The sequence below is a fragment of the Numidum massiliense genome, from assembly GCF_001375555.1.
In the GTDB taxonomy this organism is placed as follows: Bacteria; Bacillota; Bacilli; order Thermoactinomycetales; family Novibacillaceae; genus Numidum; species Numidum massiliense.
In genome coordinates this window covers 3,592,345-3,614,356 of sequence record NZ_CTDZ01000009.1, presented here as the reverse complement: position 1 = coordinate 3,614,356, position 22,012 = coordinate 3,592,345, and the positions used below count along the sequence as shown (strand labels likewise).

General features: G+C 51.6%; 21 protein-coding genes and 1 rRNA gene. 6 read left to right on the top strand and 16 right to left on the bottom strand.

What is annotated here, in order from left to right; genetic code table 11:
- Positions 1-50: 50 nt before the first annotated feature.
- Positions 51-1,614: ribosomal RNA gene (locus BN1247_RS16955) — 16S ribosomal RNA — on the bottom strand.
- Between the two features lie 449 nt (positions 1,615-2,063).
- Here BN1247_RS16955 and BN1247_RS16950 point away from each other — a divergent pair.
- Positions 2,064-2,384: a DUF2614 family zinc ribbon-containing protein gene (locus tag BN1247_RS16950; protein ID WP_074011212.1), complete on the top strand. Its 321-nt coding sequence runs from the start codon at positions 2,064-2,066 to the stop codon at positions 2,382-2,384.
- A 66-nt stretch (positions 2,385-2,450) separates the two neighbouring features.
- Here the strand turns inward: BN1247_RS16950 and perR are convergent, their stop codons facing one another.
- The 9 genes from perR to bcp form a co-directional block, all read right to left on the bottom strand.
- Positions 2,451-2,897, bottom strand: a complete 447-nt coding sequence (gene perR, locus BN1247_RS16945) for a peroxide-responsive transcriptional repressor PerR (protein WP_054951725.1) — start codon at positions 2,895-2,897, stop codon at positions 2,451-2,453.
- A 137-nt stretch (positions 2,898-3,034) separates the two neighbouring features.
- On the bottom strand, positions 3,035-3,313 hold the full coding sequence (locus BN1247_RS16940) for a cyclic-di-AMP receptor (protein WP_054951426.1): 279 nt from the start codon (positions 3,311-3,313) through the stop codon (positions 3,035-3,037).
- Positions 3,314-3,329: 16 nt separating this feature from the next.
- Entirely contained in the window at positions 3,330-3,980 is a 651-nt protein-coding gene (gene nth, locus BN1247_RS16935; RefSeq protein WP_054951724.1) for an endonuclease III, read from the bottom strand.
- A gap of 66 nt (positions 3,981-4,046) precedes the next feature.
- Positions 4,047-5,000, bottom strand: a complete 954-nt coding sequence (locus BN1247_RS16930) for a D-2-hydroxyacid dehydrogenase (RefSeq protein WP_054951425.1) — start codon at positions 4,998-5,000, stop codon at positions 4,047-4,049.
- A 95-nt stretch (positions 5,001-5,095) separates the two neighbouring features.
- Positions 5,096-6,274 carry a DUF4097 family beta strand repeat-containing protein gene (locus tag BN1247_RS16925; protein ID WP_054951424.1) on the bottom strand — a complete coding sequence of 393 codons (1,179 nt, stop codon included), beginning with the start codon at positions 6,272-6,274 and terminating at the stop codon, positions 5,096-5,098.
- Positions 6,275-6,871 (bottom strand): DUF6677 family protein, encoded by a 597-nt coding sequence (locus BN1247_RS16920; protein ID WP_054951423.1) that lies wholly within the window; start codon positions 6,869-6,871, stop codon positions 6,275-6,277.
- 42 nt (positions 6,872-6,913) lie between these two features.
- Entirely contained in the window at positions 6,914-7,396 is a 483-nt protein-coding gene (locus tag BN1247_RS16915) for an anti-sigma factor family protein (RefSeq protein WP_054951422.1), read from the bottom strand.
- Positions 7,356-7,934 (bottom strand): RNA polymerase sigma factor, encoded by a 579-nt coding sequence (locus BN1247_RS16910; RefSeq protein ID WP_054951421.1) that lies wholly within the window; start codon positions 7,932-7,934, stop codon positions 7,356-7,358. Before BN1247_RS16910 ends, BN1247_RS16915 begins: the two co-directional genes overlap by 41 nt.
- Positions 7,935-8,272: 338 nt before the next feature.
- A complete protein-coding gene (bcp, locus tag BN1247_RS16905; RefSeq protein ID WP_054951420.1) occupies positions 8,273-8,740 on the bottom strand; it encodes a thioredoxin-dependent thiol peroxidase in 468 nt (155 codons plus the stop codon).
- A 268-nt stretch (positions 8,741-9,008) separates the two neighbouring features.
- On the opposite strand from bcp, the gene BN1247_RS16900 reads away from it, so the two are divergent.
- The 4 genes from BN1247_RS16900 to BN1247_RS16885 all read left to right on the top strand — a co-directional run bounded on the left by BN1247_RS16900 (position 9,009) and on the right by BN1247_RS16885 (position 13,327).
- Positions 9,009-9,689: a phosphatase PAP2 family protein gene (locus tag BN1247_RS16900; protein ID WP_054951419.1), complete on the top strand. Its 681-nt coding sequence runs from the start codon at positions 9,009-9,011 to the stop codon at positions 9,687-9,689.
- Positions 9,641-10,336 (top strand): response regulator transcription factor, encoded by a 696-nt coding sequence (locus tag BN1247_RS16895; protein WP_054951418.1) that lies wholly within the window; start codon positions 9,641-9,643, stop codon positions 10,334-10,336. Before BN1247_RS16900 ends, BN1247_RS16895 begins: the two co-directional genes overlap by 49 nt.
- Entirely contained in the window at positions 10,326-12,005 is a 1,680-nt protein-coding gene (locus BN1247_RS16890) for a sensor histidine kinase (protein WP_054951417.1), read from the top strand. Before BN1247_RS16895 ends, BN1247_RS16890 begins: the two co-directional genes overlap by 11 nt.
- A 209-nt stretch (positions 12,006-12,214) precedes the next feature.
- Positions 12,215-13,327: a PRK06851 family protein gene (locus BN1247_RS16885; RefSeq protein WP_054951416.1), complete on the top strand. Its 1,113-nt coding sequence runs from the start codon at positions 12,215-12,217 to the stop codon at positions 13,325-13,327.
- A gap of 181 nt (positions 13,328-13,508) precedes the next feature.
- Here BN1247_RS16885 and BN1247_RS16880 read toward each other — a convergent pair whose 3' ends face one another.
- Positions 13,509-14,306, bottom strand: coding sequence for a class I SAM-dependent methyltransferase (locus BN1247_RS16880; RefSeq protein WP_054951415.1), 798 nt, complete (start codon positions 14,304-14,306; stop codon positions 13,509-13,511).
- Positions 14,307-14,670: 364 nt separating this feature from the next.
- Here BN1247_RS16880 and BN1247_RS16875 point away from each other — a divergent pair, with 364 nt between their 5' ends.
- Positions 14,671-15,531 (top strand): LysR family transcriptional regulator, encoded by an 861-nt coding sequence (locus BN1247_RS16875; RefSeq protein ID WP_054951414.1) that lies wholly within the window; start codon positions 14,671-14,673, stop codon positions 15,529-15,531.
- A 23-nt stretch (positions 15,532-15,554) separates the two neighbouring features.
- Here the strand turns inward: BN1247_RS16875 and BN1247_RS16870 are convergent, their stop codons facing one another.
- From BN1247_RS16870 to BN1247_RS16850, 5 genes are all read right to left on the bottom strand, one after another.
- Positions 15,555-16,490 carry a S66 peptidase family protein gene (locus BN1247_RS16870; protein ID WP_054951413.1) on the bottom strand — a complete coding sequence of 312 codons (936 nt, stop codon included), beginning with the start codon at positions 16,488-16,490 and terminating at the stop codon, positions 15,555-15,557.
- 126 nt (positions 16,491-16,616) lie between these two features.
- Entirely contained in the window at positions 16,617-18,110 is a 1,494-nt protein-coding gene (gene dacB, locus BN1247_RS16865; protein WP_054951723.1) for a D-alanyl-D-alanine carboxypeptidase/D-alanyl-D-alanine endopeptidase, read from the bottom strand.
- Positions 18,111-18,280: 170 nt separating this feature from the next.
- A complete protein-coding gene (gene nikC, locus BN1247_RS16860) occupies positions 18,281-19,177 on the bottom strand; it encodes a nickel transporter permease (protein ID WP_054951412.1) in 897 nt (298 codons plus the stop codon).
- Positions 19,178-19,289: 112 nt separating this feature from the next.
- Positions 19,290-20,291 (bottom strand): ABC transporter permease, encoded by a 1,002-nt coding sequence (locus BN1247_RS16855; RefSeq protein ID WP_054951411.1) that lies wholly within the window; start codon positions 20,289-20,291, stop codon positions 19,290-19,292.
- Between the two features lie 42 nt (positions 20,292-20,333).
- Positions 20,334-21,980, bottom strand: coding sequence for an ABC transporter substrate-binding protein (locus tag BN1247_RS16850; RefSeq protein ID WP_054951410.1), 1,647 nt, complete (start codon positions 21,978-21,980; stop codon positions 20,334-20,336).
- Positions 21,981-22,012: the final 32 nt, after the last annotated feature.

The window sequence follows — 22,012 nt, the reverse complement described above, 5'->3', positions numbered from 1 at the left end:
TTCCTTCAAAACCAAACGAACACTGCCAACGTGCCTTATATACTCCGTAGAAAGGAGGTGATCCAGCCGCACCTTCCGATACGGCTACCTTGTTACGACTTCACCCCAATCATCTGTCCCACCTTCGGCGGCTGGCTCCTAAAAGGTTACCTCACCGACTTCGGGTGTTACAAACTCTCGTGGTGTGACGGGCGGTGTGTACAAGGCCCGGGAACGTATTCACCGCAGCATGCTGATCTGCGATTACTAGCGATTCCGGCTTCACGCAGGCGGGTTGCAGCCTGCGATCCGAACTGAGACCGGCTTTATGGGATTGGCTCCGCGTCACCGCTTCGCTACCCTTTGTACCGGCCATTGTAGCACGTGTGTTGCCCAGGACATAAGGGGCATGATGATTTGACGTCATCCCCACCTTCCTCCGGTTTGTCACCGGCAGTCAACTTAGAGTGCCCAACTCAATGCTGGCAACTAAGCTTAAGGGTTGCGCTCGTTGCGGGACTTAACCCAACATCTCACGACACGAGCTGACGACAACCATGCACCACCTGTCACTCTGTCCCCGAAGGGAACACTCTATCTCTAGAGCTAGCAGAGGATGTCAAGCCCTGGTAAGGTTCTTCGCGTAGCTTCGAATTAAACCACATGCTCCACCGCTTGTGCGGGCCCCCGTCAATTCCTTTGAGTTTCAGCCTTGCGGCCGTACTCCCCAGGCGGAGTGCTTAATGTGTTAACTTCGGCACTAAGGGTATTGAAACCCCTAACACCTAGCACTCATCGTTTACGGCGTGGACTACCAGGGTATCTAATCCTGTTCGCTACCCACGCTTTCGCGCCTCAGCGTCAGTTGCAGGCCAGAGAGCCGCCTTCGCCACTGGTGTTCCTCCCGATCTCTACGCATTTCACCGCTACACCGGGAATTCCGCTCTCCTCTCCTGCACTCAAGTCCCCCAGTTTCCAATGCCATCCCACGGTTGAGCCGTGGCCTTTCACATCAGACTTAAGAGACCGCCTGCGCGCGCTTTACGCCCAATAAATCCGGACAACGCTCGCCCCCTACGTATTACCGCGGCTGCTGGCACGTAGTTAGCCGGGGCTTCCTCCTGTGGTACCGTCACGCTTAAGGCAGTGACTCCTCAAGCCATTCTTCCCACATGACAGAGCTTTACAACCCGAAGGCTGTCCTCGCTCACGCGGCGTTGCTCGGTCAGGGTTTCCCCCATTGCCGAAAATTCCCTACTGCTGCCTCCCGTAGGAGTCTGGGCCGTGTCTCAGTCCCAGTGTGGCCGATCACCCTCTCAGGTCGGCTACGCATCGTCGCCTTGGTGAGCCGTTACCTCACCAACTAACTAATGCGCCGCGGGCCCATCCGAGAGCGGTAGCTTGCGCCACCTTTGGACAGTCGGTCATGCGACCGTCTGTCGTGATCCGGTATTAGCGCCGGTTTCCCGACGTTATCCCCGTCTCTCGGGCAGGTTACCCACGTGTTACTCACCCGTTCGCCGCTAGGTTCCGCTGCGTCCACCCGAAGGCTTCGGCTGCTTCACCCCGCGCGACTTGCATGTATTAGGCACGCCGCCAGCGTTCGTCCTGAGCCAGGATCAAACTCTCCATAAAAGGTAAGTTTGTTATTCCTAACTGTTGTCCATCAAGTGAATGATGGGTTCCTCGCACGTTGGCTTGTTCGTTCAGTTTTCAAGGAACATTCTCGTTCTTTGCTGCCGCGCTCTCTCGAGGCGACTTTCTTATCTTATCACACAGCCGAGCGTTTGTCAACAACTTTTTTTAAGTTATTTTCGCTCGAACCCGTGCCCGACGCGGCTATCTTATCTTGCCGCTTCGGCTGTCGCTGGCGTTCGCGGTAACCCGCTCTCGCGGCGACAAGTTATATACTATCACGGATCGACGGCTCACGTCAACACCTAAAATTATAGTCGTAATTGTGTGTTAACGAGGCTATAAAACACTTTGCATGCCTATGTGTGATTGCTGCGTTGATCAATATGCGTTTCTTATTTCGCCGGATTGCCTTATACTATACGTAATGAGCGAGGAGGGATCCGATCGTGTTATTCGCCAGCAAAATTAATAAGCTCAGGACGCTTGCGCTAATGTTAGTATTTCTGGGCGTCGCAGTTATGTACCTAGGGTTCTTATGGAAACCAGCAATGGTGTTCTTCTTTATAATAGGGCTACTCGTCATGTTTTCCAGTTTCGGCATGTATTTTTGGGCCGGTATGCTGTCCACTCAGGCAGCGCGAGTCGTCTGCCCCGAATGTAGCCGAACGACAAAAATGCTCGGAAAAGACGACCATTGCATGTTTTGCAAAGCGGCCTTGTCGTTCGATCCGCAATATGCACCGGAAAATAAGACGCAAGCTGACTAAATCGGCAAATAGATGAAGAGGCAAAAAAGGCCCTAACCGTTCGTTCGCGGTTAGGGCCTTTTTTGTTCAGTTAGCGGCCAGTTGCTTCTTGTTTTGACACTGTCTGCAAAGACCGTACACTTCCATGCGATGGGAATACACATGAAACCCTGTCTCCTGCGCTGCTTGCTGTTCAACCATCTCTAAAGTCGGGTAATCGAAATCTTCAATTTTCCCACAGGAGGAACAAATAGCGTGATAATGGTCACTCACATTCGCATCAAAGCGACTCGATGCGTCACCGTAAGTTAACTCTCGTACCAATCCTGCATCTTTAAACACGCGTAAGTTGTTGTAAACCGTCGCTACACTCATGTTCGGAAAGTTTCGTTCCAATGCCCGGTAAATTTCGTCTGCAGTCGGATGGGATAGCGTCCCTAAAAGGTAAGCTAATATAGCATGACGTTGCGGCGTCATTCGAATCCCTTTAGCTTTTAATCGTTCCACTGCAGCTTTAAATCGTTCCTCGGCCATCGTCATGCACCTCGCCTTCACAAATAAGCATAATCATTCTCAGTTTATAATGACTATAATATAAGTGTATGTCGAGGAACTATCTTTTGTCAATACGAGTAGCTATAAAATGCTGGAAAACAGTGGGGCGGCTGCCGTTACTCGTTCAGTAAATCTGCCCCCGCCTGTGCGTTCATGACGATGGCAAGTGCCCGGTCTGCAGGAGTTCCCCCGCCTTTTTCTTCGCTTATTTCCTGAACTAAGCTGAGGACGTCTTCGACTTTATCGTCATCGACGCCGATGAGAAACGTCGCATTCCCTTTTTTCAAAAAACCGCCTTCGCTTGCCAATTTTGTCACGCGATAGTCGTGCTGCCCGAGCGTTGCCTGCAGGTCCGGACATATCTTTTGTCCAGCGATACACAACACGATTTTCATGGCACTTCCCTCCTTATTATACAGTGTGAACCGATTTACCGTACCAACAGTAAGGTAATAAATCACACTGCGAGCAACGCGGCCTGCGTGCAACACATACGCGGCGTCCGTGCCAAATGAGCTGGTGGTGGGCGTCTGACCACTTCGCCCGTGGAATTTTGCGCATCAACTGGCGCTCTGTTTCCAACGGATTGTCGCTGTCAGCGAGCGCTAATCGGTTCGTCACGCGTTGCACGTGAGTATCGACGGCGATCGCCGGAACGTCAAAAGCGTTACTCAATACGACATTAGCCGTTTTGCGGCCGACTCCAGGCAACGCTTCTAGCGCCTTTCGGTCGCGCGGCACTTCGCCTCCGTACTGTTCACATAACATACGGCACGTTAATAATATGTTGCGGCTTTTTGTTTTAAATAAACCTAAGCCACGAATTTCCTGCTGCATCTGTTCTTCGCTCAAAGACAAAAAATCCTCGGGTTTATTATACTTCGCAAACAGCGTTGCCGTTACTTCATTGACGCGCTTATCAGTACACTGAGCGGATAAAATGGTGGCGATCAACAGTTCAAACGGCGTGCGGAAGTTAAGCTCACATGTCGCATCCGGGTACATGTTTTGTAGTGTAGACAAAATTTTTGTCGTTTGCACGCGTTTCGGCTTTGGCTTCATCTTGCGCACACTCTCCAATCGTTTACTCCATTATATAAGAAGAAAATAAGGCATTTAGTCTTTCTGTTAATACCGCTTGTCCAAGTCGACGACGTTCTGCATATGTGAGCAATCCCCCTGCAAATAACAGGTCATATTGTGTACTAAAATATGTACCGCACGAGTCATATACATCGGCGACAACGCGGCAATGTGCGGTGTAAGAATGACGTTGTCCATCGTCCACAGCGGGTGGGTCGTCGGCAACGGCTCTTGCACAAACACATCCAGCACCGCTCCACCGATCTCCTGCTGTTCGAGTGCAGCCATTAACGCGTGTTCGTCGACGACCGACCCACGGGAAATGTTGATCAAATACGCCTCGCGCCGCATCGCAGCAAGTGCCTTCGCGTCGATCAAATGATGTGTTTCCGGTAGATACGGCACCGTCACGACGACATAATCGCTCGCTGACATTAGTTGCGCCAGTTCGTCTGTCAAGAACATCGTATCGACGTGCGGGACCGCGCGACCGGACGTATTTACCCCGAGTGTATGCATCCCGAACACTTTTGCACGGCGGGCAATTTCTTGGCCGATCGCCCCTACCCCTACGATGCCGAGCGTCTTATCCCACAATTCTGCGAAGCGCACGCTTTGATCCCAGCGCTGGGCGCGCTGTGCTTCCGTCAACGCATCGACCTGCCGCACAATTTGCAACAGCACCGCAAACGTATATTCCGCCATCGGAATGGCGTGGATGCCGCGGACGTTCGTCACCGCGATGCCGCGCGCCTTAAGGGCATCAAAAGGTAAGGGGTCTAACCCGGCACTCATCACGTGCACCCATTTTAAAGCGGGCGCTTCGCCGACGAGCTCACTCGTCACATCCCGGCCGAACGTGACGAATACTTCTGCCTTCGCTAGTGCGGCCCGCGCTTCTTCCGTATTTGCGGTATGAATGAATTCACACTCTGGAAACTGTTCGTTTAAACGCTGCACGTGTTTATTGCTCATTTTTGTCGTACTGACTACAATCACACGAGCACCTCCTGTAACCATTACTTTGGTTCCGCGCGATATTCCTGCCGAACGCCACGCATCCCAAATAAAATCCACACACTCTCATTAATCAATTACTCCGTTTTTTTTATCGCAATGCTGCCGGCAGACGTTTCCAAGTCGATGTCGTACGTCCCGTTACCGACCGAGCCGCGATGTCCCTTCCCTCCGTCCAACGGGAAATCACTCGTTACCTTACCGAGGGTCGTCTCGGCGCGGATGCGCGCGTCTGCCGTTTCGGGTAGTGTCACGTCAATTTTACCAGCTGAAGTAAATACACGCCAATTTCCCCCGATTTTCCTACTGTTTATGACGATACTACCCGCGCTCGTCTCGGCTCTCACTGCCGCGGCTACGTCGGTAAGGTCAATCGAACCGAGCGTCGTTTCCACCTCGACTGCCTCGCTAACGTTTTGTAAATGAATAGACCCATTCGACGTTTCTGCATGGACCGATCCGCTCACATCCGTACCGCGAATCGATCCGTTTGCCGTCTCTAACACCGCGTTCCCTTCAATTTTAGCTATTTGAATGTCACCGTTTAACGATTCCAATGTCACGTCCCCGCGTACATCCTGCGCAACAACCTTTCCATTTAAAGTCTTCGCATCGACGGCAAGAGCACGTGGTACCTTTACTTGCAATCGCACAGCATAGAAATCGTCTCCCCTGAACAAATTGAACAGCGAAAACTGACTCTTCGACCGCTTCACCTCCACTGACATGACATGCCCTTTCTCGTTGACGTCGAAACGGACCTCCTTTTTTATTTTTTCTAATTTCCCTTCTCTCTTTGCCGACAACAGAAGCGTCGGCTCAACCACGACGTCATTGCCGTCGTATGCCGCGATGTCGATACTGCCGTTATCGTTTTCCAATTTGAGCAGTTGTTGTTCCTTGACAGGGATAACCAAGCGTTCCAACTCGTGCGGCTCCCCGTTCTCGCCGATCGCGACGTTAAACCCGTCGCGGAACGATATGTCGAAACCTAAATCTTGCGCCAGCGCCGTACCGGCCCCGACGACGACGATTAACGAGAGAACGATGAGGCCGGCGACGTCGAACTTCCTCCGCCTGCCATCTTCCTTCCCGCGACTGTAGCTGACCATCACTTCAATGCCGAGCGCGATGAGCAACACTGGCCACCACGGTATCATTTGCAAGAAAAGGTTCGTCTCCGCCCACTGATTTAGCAGCAACGTAACGCCAATGACGATTAACGCTCCCGCTACCGTCCATCTACCGACTTTCATTTATGGACCTCCCTTCCGATACTTCCACTGTTTCCAAATGAGCCAACCGCCACTCGCCAGTAAAAAAACGCCACCGATCGTCCGCAAGTTGTCCAGCGCCCACAGTAACAGCCGATTGGAAAACAGCGTACTTATCAACAAAAAAATACCGACTGCAACTAAGGCCATGCCGACGCCTTTCACTGGTAGCGCCTGTCGTGAATGACGCTTGGGCGGGTAAGTGTCTTCACGCATCCAGTCGAGCGTCTCAAAATCTTCCAAGTCGTCTACGCCTGAAACGTCCCCACGGGCAGGAGTGCGCCGGAGCCAATCCGAACGCTTCCAGTGCGCCCCGTGGTGCAAGGCGTCGAAAATATTAAAAAAGTATATGGCAGGCAGCATTAAACCTAACAGAGTGATCAAGGTGATATTTACGGCAAAAATCGACTCGAACATCGTGACCGACAAAAAAACGATCGCACAAATATTTAAGATGAACGCGCCCATAATAAATACGCCGCGTTCAATTTTACCTAAATAAAAGTGACCGAGTCCTGGAAAAAGGATCGCTAACAGACAAGCCATCCATTTTTCTCGTTGTATATGCTGCAAAGTCATCCAACCTCCTCCGTTTACCAAAACGCTGAGCACGACAATTGTTTAAAACAGCGACGGGATCCATCCGACCATATCCGCAATCGCTCGCCCCAAGCGGACCGAGTAAACGGCGACGAGCGGCAACCCTGAGCCGTCGTCCACAAACGTTCGACCGCCGAGCATGAACACATATGTCGCCGCACTCGCCACCCATAAGTGGTTAAGCGTAGACCATGTCCAGCCGGATGGACGATGTGCAGCAGCTGACGGTTCATCGTTTGCCTGCATCGGCTGTCGTTGCGATTCCGTGGCATGCGATTGTTGTGACAACTGTTTCGACAACGGTGGCTCCTTCGCCACCCGCGCCATCACGTGATCAGTAAACCGTGCGGAAGGGGCATCGGCCGTTATCGTAGCTAATTCCCGTTCGAACTGCTGAACTAACTGCCACTCTGCCGCGCACCGTGGACACGTCGCGATGTGCGCTTCCATTTGCCGCACACCGTCAACATCCCACATCCGTTCCCATACTTGCTCGCAACGCATGGCGGTTCACCTCCTGCCACAGTTTGTACAGTTGCTTTTTTCCGCGTGCGATCCTCGTCTGAACCGTACGATAAGGAATATGTAGTTGCTCGGCAATTTCCTTTCCCGTAAGGTCGTGTACATAATACATCCACAACACCGCGCGGCAATGATCCGGTAGCTGCTCCATTAATTGCAGCAACTGTCTTGTCGCGTCGCGGCGGATCACCTCATCCTCGACTGACTCCTCTGTACAAAATACATCGTGCAACTCTCGTTCACCCTGTTGTTCCTTGTAAGCCCGCGATCTACTCCAGTCGATCACTTTGTTACGGGCAATGCGATACAGCCATGTCGAAAACTTGGCTCTGGCGTCGAAGCTGACGAGCGAGCGGTACATTTGTAAAAACGTCTCTTGTGCCAAATCTTCCGCGAGCTGCCGGTCTCTAACCATCCGCACAATAAGCGTGTAGACGAACGACTGATAACGCGCCACTAATAACCGGAAAGCCCTTTGCTCTCCGCCCTTTACCCGCTCAACCAATTCTTCGTCTGTCACGTATTGTCTCCACCTCACTGTCTGTAGAGGCTTGGGCCACCAAGTTTATCAAAAACTCCTACCTATATTAAACGACGCTGTCCTACTATATAAGACGATACGCAAGTAGCGATTACTTCACTTCTTTACAAAAACGTTGCTTACATTATTTCAAAGCACCGCTTTTCGTCGACTACGCCCAAAACATCCCGCGCGATTGCGCAAAAAAAGACAGGGTAGATGACCGACATGAAATAAGTCGATCACTAACCCCGTCAATTATAAAGAACGAGTCGCTCAACTTTTGGTTGCCTTTCGACTGTTAGCGCACCGACCTCCTTGACGCCATAACACTTTCGTTACAGCGACTTCACGAACTCGAGTACTTCTTCCGTGTGACCTTTCACTTTTACCTTGCGCCACTCCTTCGCTAGCTTGCCCTCCTCGTCGATCACGAACGTCGAACGCTCAATTCCCATATACTCTTTACCAAAGTTCTTTTTTAATTTCCACACCCCGAATAAATTAGCAACTTCGTGTGCCGTGTCCTCCAACAACAAAAACGGCAACGAATGTTTATCGATAAATTTGTGGTGCGATTTGAGGTCGTCCGGACTAATGCCGAGCACGACGGCGTTCTCTTCTTCGAACTGACTGTGCGCATCGCGAAAATCACACGCTTCCGTCGTACATCCTGGCGTCATATCTTTCGGATAAAAGTAAAGCACGACTTTTTTTCCTTTAAAATCGCTAGGCGCCACCTCTTCGCCGTTCGACGCCGGCAAGCGAAATTCAGGTACGACTTGTCCCACTTGTACGTCAGCCACGTAAAATCCCCCTAAAATAATGTAGTAAGTTTCTTTCTATTTTACCTCTCCTTAGGACAGGAAACAAACGGACGTATGAACGCGTTTACTTAATTGGAACACTGTTACTTCTGTTGTACACATTTCCATACCGCGTAAGTGCACAATGACTTGCATCCATGTTAAGATTTTATTAAGGTGAAATGAAACTGTTTGTTAACTTATTCGTCTTATACTATAGAGTGTGTACGACGGGCACATATTTACAGTTTGAGGAGAAAAGTAGACGATGAATAAATATTTATTAAAACTCAAAGAGATGAAGCCGCTCGTTTTCTTGTTGTCTATCCCGATCTTAAACATTGCCTACATTTTATTAAACAACGCTGGCCGCGGCTCGCAAAGCTTAGCGCTCACTGTGGACGGGGCGATCCCGTTCCTAAAGTGGTTTATCGTCCCGTATATTTTGTGGTACCCTTTCATTTTTGCACTTTTCATTTACTTATGTTACAAAGACCGACAGATGTATTATCGCACATTGGTTAGTTACAACATAAGTTTGGTCATTTGCTATATTATTTACTTCTTCTATCAAACACACGTTGAACGTCCGGCGCTATCAGGTGATGACCTAATGACACAACTCGTCACGCTCATTTACGCAGCCGATGAACCGTACAACGCGTTTCCGAGCATTCACGTCCTTAGCACGTATTTAATGATGCGCGCCTTTCGCTACGTCTCTCGCAACACATTCGCGCGAACCGCGGTCGACGCGATGGGGCTCGCCATCATTCTTTCGACCGTGTTTGTCAAACAACACGTCGTCTTAGATGCCGTAGCGGCAATTGTGATCGGTGAGGTCATCTTCATTTTCATCTGTAAAGCGCCGTTTCAATTTAACAGAGGAAGGGTATTGTCATGGCAAAAGAAACGATACTCCTGGTCGACGACGAAAAGGAAATACTAGACTTACTAGGAATATATTTACACAACGAAGGGTATGCGACGGTTCATGCGACGAACGGCCTCGAGGCGTTAGAAGCTCTCCGCACGCACGACATCTCACTCATCGTACTCGACGTGATGATGCCGCACATGGACGGTATCGCCGCGTGCATGAAAATACGCGAACAAATGCACATGCCGATCATTATGTTATCTGCAAAGAGTGAAGATATGGATAAAATAATGGGTCTTAGCACTGGTGCCGACGACTATGTGACGAAGCCGTTCAACCCGCTGGAATTAATCGCGCGCGTTAAGTCGCAACTGCGCCGCTACACCCGTTTCAACGTGCCGACGGCGCAACCCGCCGAAGAACTAACCGTCGACGACTTAACGATCAACGTCGCCACACACGAAGTGAAGATAGACGGTCGTGAAATAAAATTAACGCCACGAGAGTTTGCGATCCTCGAATTGCTCGCCCGCAACCGCGGCATCGTCTTTAGCATCGAAAAAATATACGAATCGGTATGGAAGGAACCTTTTTTCGGCGCCAACAATACGGTCATGGTACACATTCGCAAGATTAGGGAAAAATTGGAGGACAACCCGCGCCAACCGCGTTACATTAAAACGGTATGGGGGATTGGCTATAAAGTTGAAAACTAAGTGGCGTTACCTTAAGTGGCCTTTCTACCCCGTTAAACTGTTTCATCGGACGACTCGTTTTTTAGCGCAACGCGTCCATAGCAGTTTACGGATCCAACTTATTCTCGTCTTTATCGCCTGTACAGTGTTCACGATCGTAACGACGGTTCTCTTTTACAACTTTTTCGGCGAAACTACGAAAGATATCCCTATCTATATCGAATCGTCTGCTGACTTAGTCGCCTACGATCTCGCCCCCGAACTTCAGGCGGAATTAGTCCAAGGCATGTCCGCACAGCAATTTATCGCGGCAAAAGAACAAGTTGACGAATACAAGGACTATCAACTGATGGTCGTCGGCGTCGACGGGAAGGTGCTACACAAGTCGCAAAACGCACAACAAAAAACGGTAAAAATCGACGAACTAATCAAACGCTCAAACGCCAAAAACTCCCATTTTACAACAAATGCCCCAGAGGATGATGTCGACGACGGCAGTTACGTAGAAGAAGCAGGGGACGACGATGAACAGAAGGAAAACGACGACCAGACTGAGGTAGCTGACAGCGACAGAGCAAATGTGGGGGACCGTCCCGAAACTGGTGGCCATAAAGCTATCTCTGATGAGGAACAAGTGGCGGTCGTTCCACTCAGTTTAAACGGCGAGGCCGCGTATTTCGTCGTCCGCGGCTACGCCATACACGAACTTAGTTACCAAACGATAACCTCCATTAACCCTCTCACATACGTCGTACCGTTCGTTTCCTTCATTTCGTTGTTTTACTTACTCACCCAGCGAAAAATACGATACATCGCGGAATTGGCGCGAGGTTTGCGTACGGTTGCCGCTGGCAACTTGAACTACCGCGTCGCCTATAAAAGCACCGATGAGTTAGGGATGCTCGCGACGAGTATTAATCATATGACGACGGAGCTGGAGCGGACGATCGCCGAAGAGCGCCGAGCAGAAAACACGAAGACAGAGCTCATTACGAACGTGTCCCACGACTTGCGCACGCCGCTGACGATCATTATGGGCTATTTGCGCCTTTTAAAAGACAAAGAGTACAAAGACGAGCAACAGTTGGAGTCGTTTATCGACGTCGCTTTCCGCAAATCGGAAAACTTAAAAGTACTCATTGACGACTTGTTTGAGTACACGAAGCTGTCGAACAAAGGAACACCGCTCAAACTAGAAGCCGTTTACTTGAACGACTTGCTCGAACAATTACTTGCCGAACTCGCTTCGTACGCTGAAGAAAACACACTCACTTTTCACACACAATTGCCGCAAGAAAAACTAATGGTGACCGTCGACGCCGATAAAATTTCCCGCGTGTTCGAAAACTTATTGACGAATGCGATCAAATATAGCGTCAAACCGAGCGCCATTCGCACGACGATGGCGCAACGCGACAACGCCGTAACTGTAACAATTAGCAACAAGAGCAAACCGCTGTCACAAGAGCAACTGACGCGCATGTTTGAACGATTTTATCGCGTCGATTCAGCCCGTACGTCAGAAGCGGGCGGCTCCGGTTTAGGCCTCGCCATCGCCAAAAGTATCGTCGACTTACACGACGGGAACATTTGGGCTGAATCCGACGGCGACATCGTCCACATCACGGTGCGACTACCTTTGCGCTACGCTCCGGATGGCGCACCGACGCGGTATGACACGCGGCCGTAACAGTCAACTCAACTTTAAAATCTTCGTCCGCTTGCTGTAAATACTGCTTTATTTTCCGCGGCTGCGCGGCTTTTTTTTGGAAACTAGGCAAACACCTAACGACTTGCATAGGCATATAATAAAACCAGACGCGTGCCTCGCAGCGTACGTATTCGCGACTGTTTCCGTTATCCGTTTTTCATACATCTGCAAGGAAAGGAGCGTCTTCGATGGAAGGTACCATTCAAAGTAACATTCGCCGCTACTTCGCTTCCGGCAACACAGCTAAAGGTTTTTACAGTTTATTTGACTCCGTTCTCGCGGGCCTCGATCACCTGTATATCCTTAAAGGTGGTCCGGGGGGCGGCAAGTCGACGTTAATGAAAACAATCGGCACAGAGCTTTGCGCTCGCGGGCTTAGCATGGAATTCGTCCATTGTGCCGCGGATAAAGAGTCACTCGATGCGGTGATCATCTCGGACTACGGCATCGGCATCGTCGACGGAACCGCACCGCACGTCATTGAACCGAAGCTGCCCGGCGCAGTCGAACAGTACGTCAATTTAGGGGTAGCGTGGGATGTCCAACAATTAAAAGAGAAAAAACAAACAATCGCCGCCTTAAACGAACAAATTAAAGACCGTTATACAGAAGCGTACGACACGTTCGCGGCCGCCTTAGCCATCCACGATGAGTTGGAACAAATTTATATTGCAGCGCTCGACGTGACGAAAGTAAACGATATCGCAACGCGGCTCGTCAACGACATTTTTTCCCATGAACAATTGCCGAAACGGGCGCGCTCCCGGCACATGTTTTTAGGGGCAGCGACACCGCAAGGCGCAACGGACCACATCCCGAGCATAACGACGGGACTAGACAAACGGTATTTCCTGAAAGGCCGCGCTGGCTGCGGCAAATCGAGTCTGCTAAAAAAAATCGCCGCCGCTGCGAGCGCGCGCGGTTTTGATGCCGAAATATACCACTGTGGGTTTGACCCCGACAGTCTCGACATGGTGCTGCTACCCGAATTAAGTGTCGCCGTCTTTGACAGCACGGCGCCCCACGAATACTTCCCGGACCGCGCGAGTGACGAAGTGATCGACCTGTACGCCCTCGCCGTCTCACCCGGCACCGATGAAGCAAACGCCGACCACATCCGCGACACTCACGCGCGTTACAAAAACAAAATGAAAGCTGGAATCGCTCACTTAGCAGAGACGAAAGTGCTGCGCGACGAATTAGAAGCCATTTACGTCGCCGCAACTGACTTCTCGCTCATTGAGCAAATGACACGCGACATCGCGCACGAAATTGACGTCCTTATAGCTCACAGTACTTAGCATCAACGACACATCGCTGACCCCTTTCGCGCGTGTTCGCCCGCCATCTAGCGTCAGAAGTTCCACCCTCAATCGTACTGCATGAACTCGATGCGATTCCCGAACGGGTCGCGAAAGGAAAACCGATTCACCCCGGGAATGATGTTGATCTTCTGCTGTCTCTCGAATGCCTTGTTCTGCCTCAGCCTTCTTTTTTCCGATACAATGTGCGCCACTCGTCAATTTGCAATGAAGTGACACTTCCGTTTTCGACCGTCACGGAAAAATAGTCGCGCACGTCCCGCTCGGCCGCTAAAATAAACTGTGCCACTGTTTCACGTTGCGCAGCCGTCTCCGCTGTACGCGCCACCCATTGCGGAAACACGTGCGTCTTCTTGCTGAGCGCCGCTTTTTCTTCGCGTAAGCCGTACGCAGCGAACAATTGCTGCCACTCGCTTACCGCTAAGCAGCGCACATGACTGTGATCCCTTAACCGTTCGACTTCGTTCATATGTGCAGCAAGCTTCTGCTGCTCTGGGGCAACATTGTCAATGAACAAAAACGCGCCACCCTTTTTCAACACACGGGCCACTTCGCGCGCGAAATGTTCGGGATGTGGGAAGTGGTGGGCGGCAATGCGGCACGTCACGACGTCGAACGCATCGTCCAAAAAAGGTAACGCCTCCGCATCCGCGACAACGTACGACACATGACCGCGCCGATCGTCACCTAGCTCTTGCTCCAAGTGGTCGCGCGCTGCCGCTAACATATTTTTCGTAAAATCAGTGGCGTATACGTGCGCGCAACGAGGGGCTAATTTTTTGGCGACGTGTCCACCGCCAGTAGCTACATCTAACACGCGCCAGTGAGGCTCAGGCTGCAGCCAATTGACGAGTAACGCGAGATCGTCCCCTTTAGCGTGAGACTCACTCGTGACATACTTTGCCGCATGGCGCCCGAAGTGCGTTTGTACCGCTCGTTTAACCTCTTTGTCCTTCATAAAATGACCTCCTTCTCGAAACGAAGCACAAGGTTCTCATGCCCGCTCCTCAATCTTAAACAGCTCCTTACAGACGTCGTCCTTACCATCCCCGCCTCCTCGACAGCGCTAAACCGGCACCAGCATAAAAATCATTTTTTTACACGCTTATTTCTCACCATTTTCTAGATATTGCACGACGTCTACACAAAAAGATGTCCCTTTAGGATATAAGCGCAATAACTTTTTTGAACACTATTGAGCGGGAAATGACGTTACTAGTAGTAGCTACCCTCACTATATCGTAGTGACATAAATACTTAAAATAGCTTTGTATTATAGATATGCATAAGAAATACTTATCGATAAGGTAGGAGAGGCGACGATGCGGTCAACAGATCTGGAAATATTGGCGACCCTTGCTGAAGAACTCAATATGCGCAAAGCTGCAGAACGCCTTTACGTATCACAACCTGCCCTTAGCCAGCGTCTCCAAGCGATTGAAAAGGTTTGGAACGAGACGATTTTTCTTCGCTCGCGCAAGGGGTTAACATTAACTCCCGCCGGTGAACAGATTATTCGTTTCGCCTTAGAGTCACTCGCACGGGAAAAAAAAGTGAAAGATCAGTTGGCGATGTTAACCAACGAAGTGAGCGGTACGCTTAAACTAGCTGTCTCCACTGTCGTCGGCACCTACTGGTTGCCCCCGATGTTAAAGCAGTTCGTGCAGACCTACCCCCACGTGCAACTATCGTTGACGACCGGCTGGAGCAGAGAGATTTTGCGCTGTCTATACGAAGGTGACTTTCACATCGGTATCGTGCGCGGAAAAATCGACTGGGCAGAGCAAAAGAAACACTTGTTCAGCGACCAATTGTACCTCGTCGACACCGCGATCACCACAGTCGACGAACTAACCTGTACGGCCAAACCGTTTATTCAATTCAAGAGCGACTCGACGTACGATCTACAAATCCAACAGTGGTGGCGGCAGCGGATCGGCAGTCAACCAAAGCGGATGATTGCCGTCGATCAAATCGAAACGTGTAAACAACTCGTCCTAAACGGCATCGGTTACGCCATCTTGCCGGAAATTAGCTTGCCCCAGGAAGAGGGCATTCATAAAATTCCGCTGTATGACGACCATCGTGAGCCATTGCAACGCGACACGTGGCTGTGCGCCGATAAACTGTCCGTGGAACTAAAACAAGTCAAGGCGTTCATCGAATTACTCGAACAGCAATGAACGCCTTGCACGCCGCGAGAATCTTAAGGAACGACGACATTCTCCTCGACGACGAACTCGCCGCGCGTCGCGTCGAGTGCGACTGTGACACCGAGCGGTAACGTCAGCGTCGGGTCACAGTGTCCCGCCTTCACGTTGACCACTGTCGGCTTCCCATATGGCGCAACGACCTTCGCCACGACATCGGCCACCGTAAACCCGTGTGGGTAATCTTTCGACGCACAGTCCGCCCAATCGCCCAACACGATGCCAGCCGCATCGGAGAACTTTCCGGCTAAGGCGAGTTGCGTCAACATGCGGTCGACGCGGAACGGCTCTTCGCCGACATCCTCCAAAAACAGGATGCACCCTTTCGTATCTAATTCAAAGGCCGTCCCAAGCGTATCAGCGATCAACGACAAATTGCCGCCGACGAGCTTTCCACGTGCCTCTCCCGCTACGAGGCAGCAAATGTCCTCCCCCGGCGGATTGTTCATTTTGCCGAGCGGCACTGTCTCAGTCATCGCCTTTAGCAGCGAACGCTTGGAGAAGTCGCTCGCGACAGTGAGGTCGGAAGCGGCCATTGGCCCGTGAACGGTCGCAAGGCCAGTCTGCTGCCTGATCGCCGTATGTAACGCTGTCACGTCACTGTACCCGATGAACAGTTTTGGGTTAGCGGCTATGGCTTCGTAGTCGAGCAGCGTCAGTAGTTGTGGCGTGCCGTAGCCGCCGCGCAGGCACATAATCGCGTCGACGTCCACATCGCAAAACATCGCGTTCACATCTTGAGCGCGCTCCTCCGGCGTCCCCGCCAAATAACCGCCGTACTCGGCAAAGCAGCTTGCGCCGAGCTTCACGCGGAACCCTAATGCTTCAACGGCGTCTTTTGCTTCATAGACGTCGTCGACACGTTTCGTCGGACTAGCCGGTGCAACGATCCCAATCGTACTGTCCGCTGTCAACCGTTTTCCTTTCTTCATCGAGATTGAACCTCCCTCTCTCTTTCCCGATCCCCTAACCTCTTTTATTCATCCGACCACGTACCGTTCACCTCATTCGCATCGTTTGCAAAGATCCCCATCTAAATCAGTCGAGTTTCCCCTTTACTAGCCACCGTACTCGGCTAGCTTAATCGCGATCTTATCTTGAATCCCGGTCATGACACTTCCGGACACTGTGTAGTTGTTCATCATTATCGAAAAAATGAGCCGCTCACCTCCTGCGGTATCGACATACCCCGACAGCGACGACACGCCCGTCAGTGAGCCAGTCTTGGCATGCACATTTCCTTCCGCAGCCGTCCCTTTCATCCGGTTGCGCAGCGTGCCGCCGACAAAACGGTCACTCATACCGGCAATCGGCAACGCGTCGTAAAAGATCGGGAACCACGCTTCGTCCTGGACGTAGTAGAGCAAGTTGCTCACTTCTTCCGCAGGGACGAAATTGCGCCGCGACAACCCAGAACCGTCTTGCACGACAATCGTCTTTTCATTCAAGTTAGCCTTTTGACTATACGCCTTGACGACTTTCAGTCCAGCAGACCAACTCCCTTTGTTATGTTCGTGCCGGCCCATCGCCTTCACGAGAATTTCCGCGTGACCGTTATTACTCAATTTTTGGAACGGAACGAGTAACTCCTCCAGCGTCATCGAACGGTGTACCGCTAGCGGCGCAGTGCCCTTCGGCGTCTCTCCGTAGGCGATGCCGCCTTTCACTTTAATCCCTTGGTCCTTTAGCGCATCGTAAAAAATAGCGGCCGCATAGCCGGTCGGCTCCCACACCGACATCCATTCGCGCGTGTTCTCGTCTTTTTTTAACGGAATGTTACCGGTAATGACAATGTTGTTGTTGCCGTGCTCCCGCTCGATCTCTATCGTATTTTTTTCCCCTTTGGGCACCGTTTTCGCTTTATTAACGATTGTGACATAGTCCGTCTTCGGTGTTATCTCAATATCCGCCGCTTGCCCGACGCGCTTCCCGGGCGTCGCTTTGACGATGATAGTTCCAGAGTCGTAATCTTCGTTCGGCGAGAGGGTGAGTGCCGATATTTGCGCACTGTAATAGTACGGCTCGTCGTCCCAGCTCCAGTCGCTGCCGAGGCGCACATCGTCAAACCACGTATCGTCGGCGACTAACTGCCCCTTTACTTTCTTAATCCCTTGCTTCGCTAAATCTTTCGCCAACTTTTTGTAGTCTTTCTGCAGCATTGTCGGGTCACCGGTCCCTTTTAAATAAAGGTTACCTTTCACTTCTTTCCCCTTGACCTTTCCGTCCGTGGAAACTGTCGTCGTAAAGCGGTAATCCGCCCCTAACGTATCGAGGGCGGCCGCTGCCGTAAACAGTTTCTGATTGGATGCAGGTGCTAACCGCTTGTCCCCTCCGTGCGAATAAATGAGCGCGCCCGTTTCTCCGGAACGGACGGCCACACTGGCAAACGCGCCATCTAAGGCCGGGTCCGCGAGAAGCCTGTCGAGCTCCTGTGCGAGTTCATCTTGCGCCGCCGTCCGTTCCGGAGGGCTGATCGCCGTGAAAAAAAGGAAGACGGCAGCAACACTGACGATTAGCGCGTACTGCAATAACGGTTTAATATTTTTTCGCATCTTATTTCGCATCTTAACCTCTCCTTTTTTTTAAAAAAACACTCTAAGAACGCACCTAGATCGATGGCAGCTCGTCCCTCTTTAACACCTTGTCAAAAAGAGAACCCGGACCCTTTTCCCTTCTTGGGATGATACTTGACGCTTTCCAGTACATATTATTAGTGGCGCCGCTACTCTTTCATGCGTGGGTCGAGGGCGTCGCGCAAGCCGTCGCCGAGTAAATTGAAGCCGAGTACGGTAAGCATAATCGCTAAACCGGGAAAGACGACCGTCCACGGCGCATCTTGAATGTACTGCCGCGCATCACTGAGCATGCGCCCCCACTCCGGCTCGGGTGCTTGCGCCCCTAGCCCCAGAAAACCGAGTGCTGCCGCTTCGAGAATCGCCGTGCCGATCCCGAGCGACGCCTGAACGATAATCGGTGCGAGCGAATTAGGCAAAATGTGGTGAAATAAAATGCGCCCGTCGCGCATCCCGATCGCCCGCGCCGAAGTAACGTACTCTTCTTCTTTAATACTGAGCACGCGCGAACGGACGAGGCGACCAAAGTTTGGGATGTTCACGATGGCGATCGCCAGCAGCGCATTGAACAGCGACGGACCTAATATAGCGACGATCGCGATCGCGAGCAAAATACTCGGGAAGGCGAGCATGATATCGAACAGGCGCGAAATGACCATATCGACCCAGCGACCGTAAAAACCGGCCAAAATGCCTAATAATGACCCGATCACACACGACCCGAGCACGGCGAAAAAGCCGACCCAGAGCGAAATGCGTGCCCCGTATACGACTCGAGCCAAAATATCGCGACCAAAATCGTCCGTCCCAAACCAATGCTCGCCGCTCGGCGCTTGCAGACGATTCGCCAACACTTGGTTATTATACCCTTCGGGCGCGATGACAGCAGCAAAAACGCCGAGTAGAACAAAAGAGCAAACGATCCCTACACCGAGCAAGGCCAGTTTATTTTTTTTAAAGTGGCGCCACGTTTCGCGCCAAGGAGAAACGGCCTCACCTACGTCGCCCACAGCGAGCGGCTCCCTCTCTGTCGCGATTTCTGCCATTCCCTCACTCTCCTCCTCACTACTTACGACATATTACGTGCGCCTAACTTTTGAGGCTATCCCGCGTCTCCCGCAAGAAGCATATCGTGTCTGCCCCACACTCTAATCGCGCTCAATATTTAATGCGCGGGTCAAACGCAGCGTACAGCAAATCGACGATCAAGTTCACAAACACGAAGATCGTGGCAATCACTAAAATGCCCGCTTGAATGACCGGATAGTCGCGGAAGTTAATCGCCTCGTAAATGTAGCGACCGATGCCTGGCCAGCCAAAAATCGTTTCCGTTAAAATCGCACCGCCTAATAGGAGCCCCGTCTGCAGTCCGATCACGGTCAATACGGGAATAAAAGCGTTTTTCAACGCATGTTTGTACACAACCCAAAACATGCGCTGCCCTTTCGCCCGTGCCGTGCGAATGTAGTCGGAGCGGAGCACTTCCAGCATACTCGAGCGCGTCATGCGCGCGATGACGGCGAGTGGAATCGTCCCGAGCGCAATTGCAGGCAACGTTAAATGGCGCAGCGTCTGCCAGAACAGGTCGAGCCGCCCTTGCATTAACGTATCGAGCAAATACAAACCGGTAATCCCTTCGATTGGATTGCGCACACTTTCTCGTCCGATCGTCGGAAACCAATCCAGTTCCAACGCAAACACCCACTGCTCCATCAACCCGAGCCAAAACACGGGCATCGACACGCCGATTAGGGCTAAAATCATCGCCGTGTAATCGAAGAACGAGTTTTGAAACCAGGCACTTATAATGCCGGCGTTGACGCCGAAGACGACAGCGAACAGCATCGCTACGAAAGTCAGTTCAAATGTCGCCGCCAAATACGGCCACAGTTCGGAACTAATCGCCGCTTGCGTGCGAATCGACTGCCCCAAATCACCTGACAGCAACCCTTTGACGTAATCGGCGTACTGCACGTACCACGACTTGTTTAACCCGAGTTGCTCCCGCAAATGTTCAACTGCTTCCGGCGTCGCCTTTTCTCCTAAAATTGTTTGGGCCGGGTCACCAGGAATGGCGCGAACAATTAAAAAGACGATGATCGACATACCGATGAGCACGGGAATGAGCATAAGTAAGCGGCGAATCGTATAAGAAAACACGGTGTGACCACCTCCACTCCCGAAAAGAAGTAGTAACTAATTTTATTCTTCTACATAGACGTTCGTCAGCTTGTCGGCGCCCGTCGGATGCGGTTTGAAATTTTTCACGTTGCTTTTGGCAGCGAGGATCGCTTGTCCGTGCGCGAGCGGAACCCACGGCGTATCTTCGTGAATGAGCACTTGCGCCTGTTTGTACATCTCGTTGCGCTTCTGTTCATCTGTTTCCGTTTGTGCCGCGACTAACAGTTCGTGTAATTTGTCGTTTTTGTAGCCGGTACTCATTTTCACGTTTTCTGGATCTAACAGCACGTAAATAAAGTTGTCCGCATCGCCGTTGTCGCCGATCCAGCCTAGAAAGTAGGCATGTGCTTCCCCTTCCCGCACTTTTTGCGTATACGACGCCCACTCATACGTGACGAGCTTCGCCTTCACGCCAATTTTGGCGAAATCCGCTTGCACCGCCTCGGCAACTTTTTGCGGTTCAGGGATGTAGTCCCGCGGCGCTGACATGACCCACAAGTCCATCTCAAAGCCGTTCTCATACCCTGCTTCCGCTAACAGTTGCTTCGCTTTGTCTAAATCGTACGCATACGGCTCAATGTCGTCGTTGTACCCTTCGATCGCCGGCGGCATCGGGTTTTTCGCTGGCTCCGCTTTCCCGGCGTAAAAGGCGTCGATAATCGCTTGTTTATCGACGGCGTGATTTAAGGCGCGGCGTACTTTCGGATTGCCAAAGGGCTCTTTTTTCGTATTGAAGCCGATATAGGCGACATTCATCGGGGGACGCAGCAACAGTTGTAAGTCGTTCTCCTGCGCTACGCCGTCGGCATCGCTCGGGTTGAGCCCGTCCATCACGTCGATCTCGCCTTTTTTCAGTGCGTTCAAACGAGCCGAATTGTCTGGGATCACTTGGAAGACGAGTGTGTGAAGTTTCGGCGCCCCATCCCAGTAGGCTTCGTTTCGCTCCAGCGTAATCGTTTCATTGCCGCGCCACTCTTTAAAGACGAAGGGGCCGGTGCCGACGGGATGCTGCCCGTACGTGTCGCCGTCCTTAGTGAACGCCGTCGGACTAGCGATGGCGAAGGGAGGCATGCCTAAGTTTTTCAAAAATGGTGCTTGGGCGCGGAATAGCATAAACTGCACCGTGTACTCGCCGGTCGCTTTCACTTCTTTTATGACGTGCTCTTTGTCCCCTTTAAAGCCGCCGAACATATCGGCGTAATAAGGGAACTTTTTGCGTTCGCCGTTCATCCAGCGTTCGAAGTTTTTCACCACTGCTTCGGCGTTAAAGGCCGTGCCGTCGTGAAAGGTGACCCCTTCACGCAGAGTGAACGTATAAGTTAGCCCGTCTTTAGAAACGTCCCACTTCGTTGCCAGCGCCGGCACGATCGACGTATCGTCGGGACCGTAATCGACAAGGGTGTCATAAATGTTTTTCGTCACTTTGAACGACTCCAAATCGGTCACCCTCATCGGATCGAGTGACGCCGAATCGGCGCCGCGCCCATAAATGAGCAAGTCGCTAGCTCCCGTTTTTGCGCCTTGCGCTTTCTCTGTGGCATTCTCTTTGCTACCAGTGATGCCCTCATTGCCCTTAGAACCACTCGCTCCGTCTGGTGACGAGCAACTTGTGAGCACAATCGCGACGAGGATCGCGAGCAGTGCGGTCCTTAACGCTCCTTTACGCATTTTTCTCCTCCGCTCGTCTAGTTGTGGCATAC

Excerpts from the sequence above, each read along its gene's own strand:
- perR (WP_054951725.1), bottom strand. The coding sequence starts at position 2,897 with ATGGCCGAGGAACGATTTAAAGCTGCAGTGGAACGATTAAAAGCTAAA.
- BN1247_RS16940 (WP_054951426.1), bottom strand. The coding sequence starts at position 3,313 with ATGAAAATCGTGTTGTGTATCGCTGGACAAAAGATATGTCCGGACCTG.
- nth (WP_054951724.1), bottom strand. The coding sequence starts at position 3,980 with ATGAAGCCAAAGCCGAAACGCGTGCAAACGACAAAAATTTTGTCTACA.
- BN1247_RS16925 (WP_054951424.1), bottom strand. The coding sequence starts at position 6,274 with ATGAAAGTCGGTAGATGGACGGTAGCGGGAGCGTTAATCGTCATTGGC.
- BN1247_RS16920 (WP_054951423.1), bottom strand. The coding sequence starts at position 6,871 with ATGACTTTGCAGCATATACAACGAGAAAAATGGATGGCTTGTCTGTTA.
- BN1247_RS16915 (WP_054951422.1), bottom strand. The coding sequence starts at position 7,396 with ATGCGTTGCGAGCAAGTATGGGAACGGATGTGGGATGTTGACGGTGTG.
- BN1247_RS16900 (WP_054951419.1), top strand. The coding sequence starts at position 9,009 with ATGAATAAATATTTATTAAAACTCAAAGAGATGAAGCCGCTCGTTTTC.
- BN1247_RS16895 (WP_054951418.1), top strand. The coding sequence starts at position 9,641 with ATGGCAAAAGAAACGATACTCCTGGTCGACGACGAAAAGGAAATACTA.
- BN1247_RS16885 (WP_054951416.1), top strand. The coding sequence starts at position 12,215 with ATGGAAGGTACCATTCAAAGTAACATTCGCCGCTACTTCGCTTCCGGC.
- BN1247_RS16880 (WP_054951415.1), bottom strand. The coding sequence starts at position 14,306 with ATGAAGGACAAAGAGGTTAAACGAGCGGTACAAACGCACTTCGGGCGC.
- BN1247_RS16875 (WP_054951414.1), top strand. The coding sequence starts at position 14,671 with ATGCGGTCAACAGATCTGGAAATATTGGCGACCCTTGCTGAAGAACTC.
- BN1247_RS16870 (WP_054951413.1), bottom strand. The coding sequence starts at position 16,490 with ATGAAGAAAGGAAAACGGTTGACAGCGGACAGTACGATTGGGATCGTT.
- dacB (WP_054951723.1), bottom strand. The coding sequence starts at position 18,110 with ATGCGAAAAAATATTAAACCGTTATTGCAGTACGCGCTAATCGTCAGT.
- nikC (WP_054951412.1), bottom strand. The coding sequence starts at position 19,177 with ATGGCAGAAATCGCGACAGAGAGGGAGCCGCTCGCTGTGGGCGACGTA.
- BN1247_RS16850 (WP_054951410.1), bottom strand. The coding sequence starts at position 21,980 with ATGCGTAAAGGAGCGTTAAGGACCGCACTGCTCGCGATCCTCGTCGCG.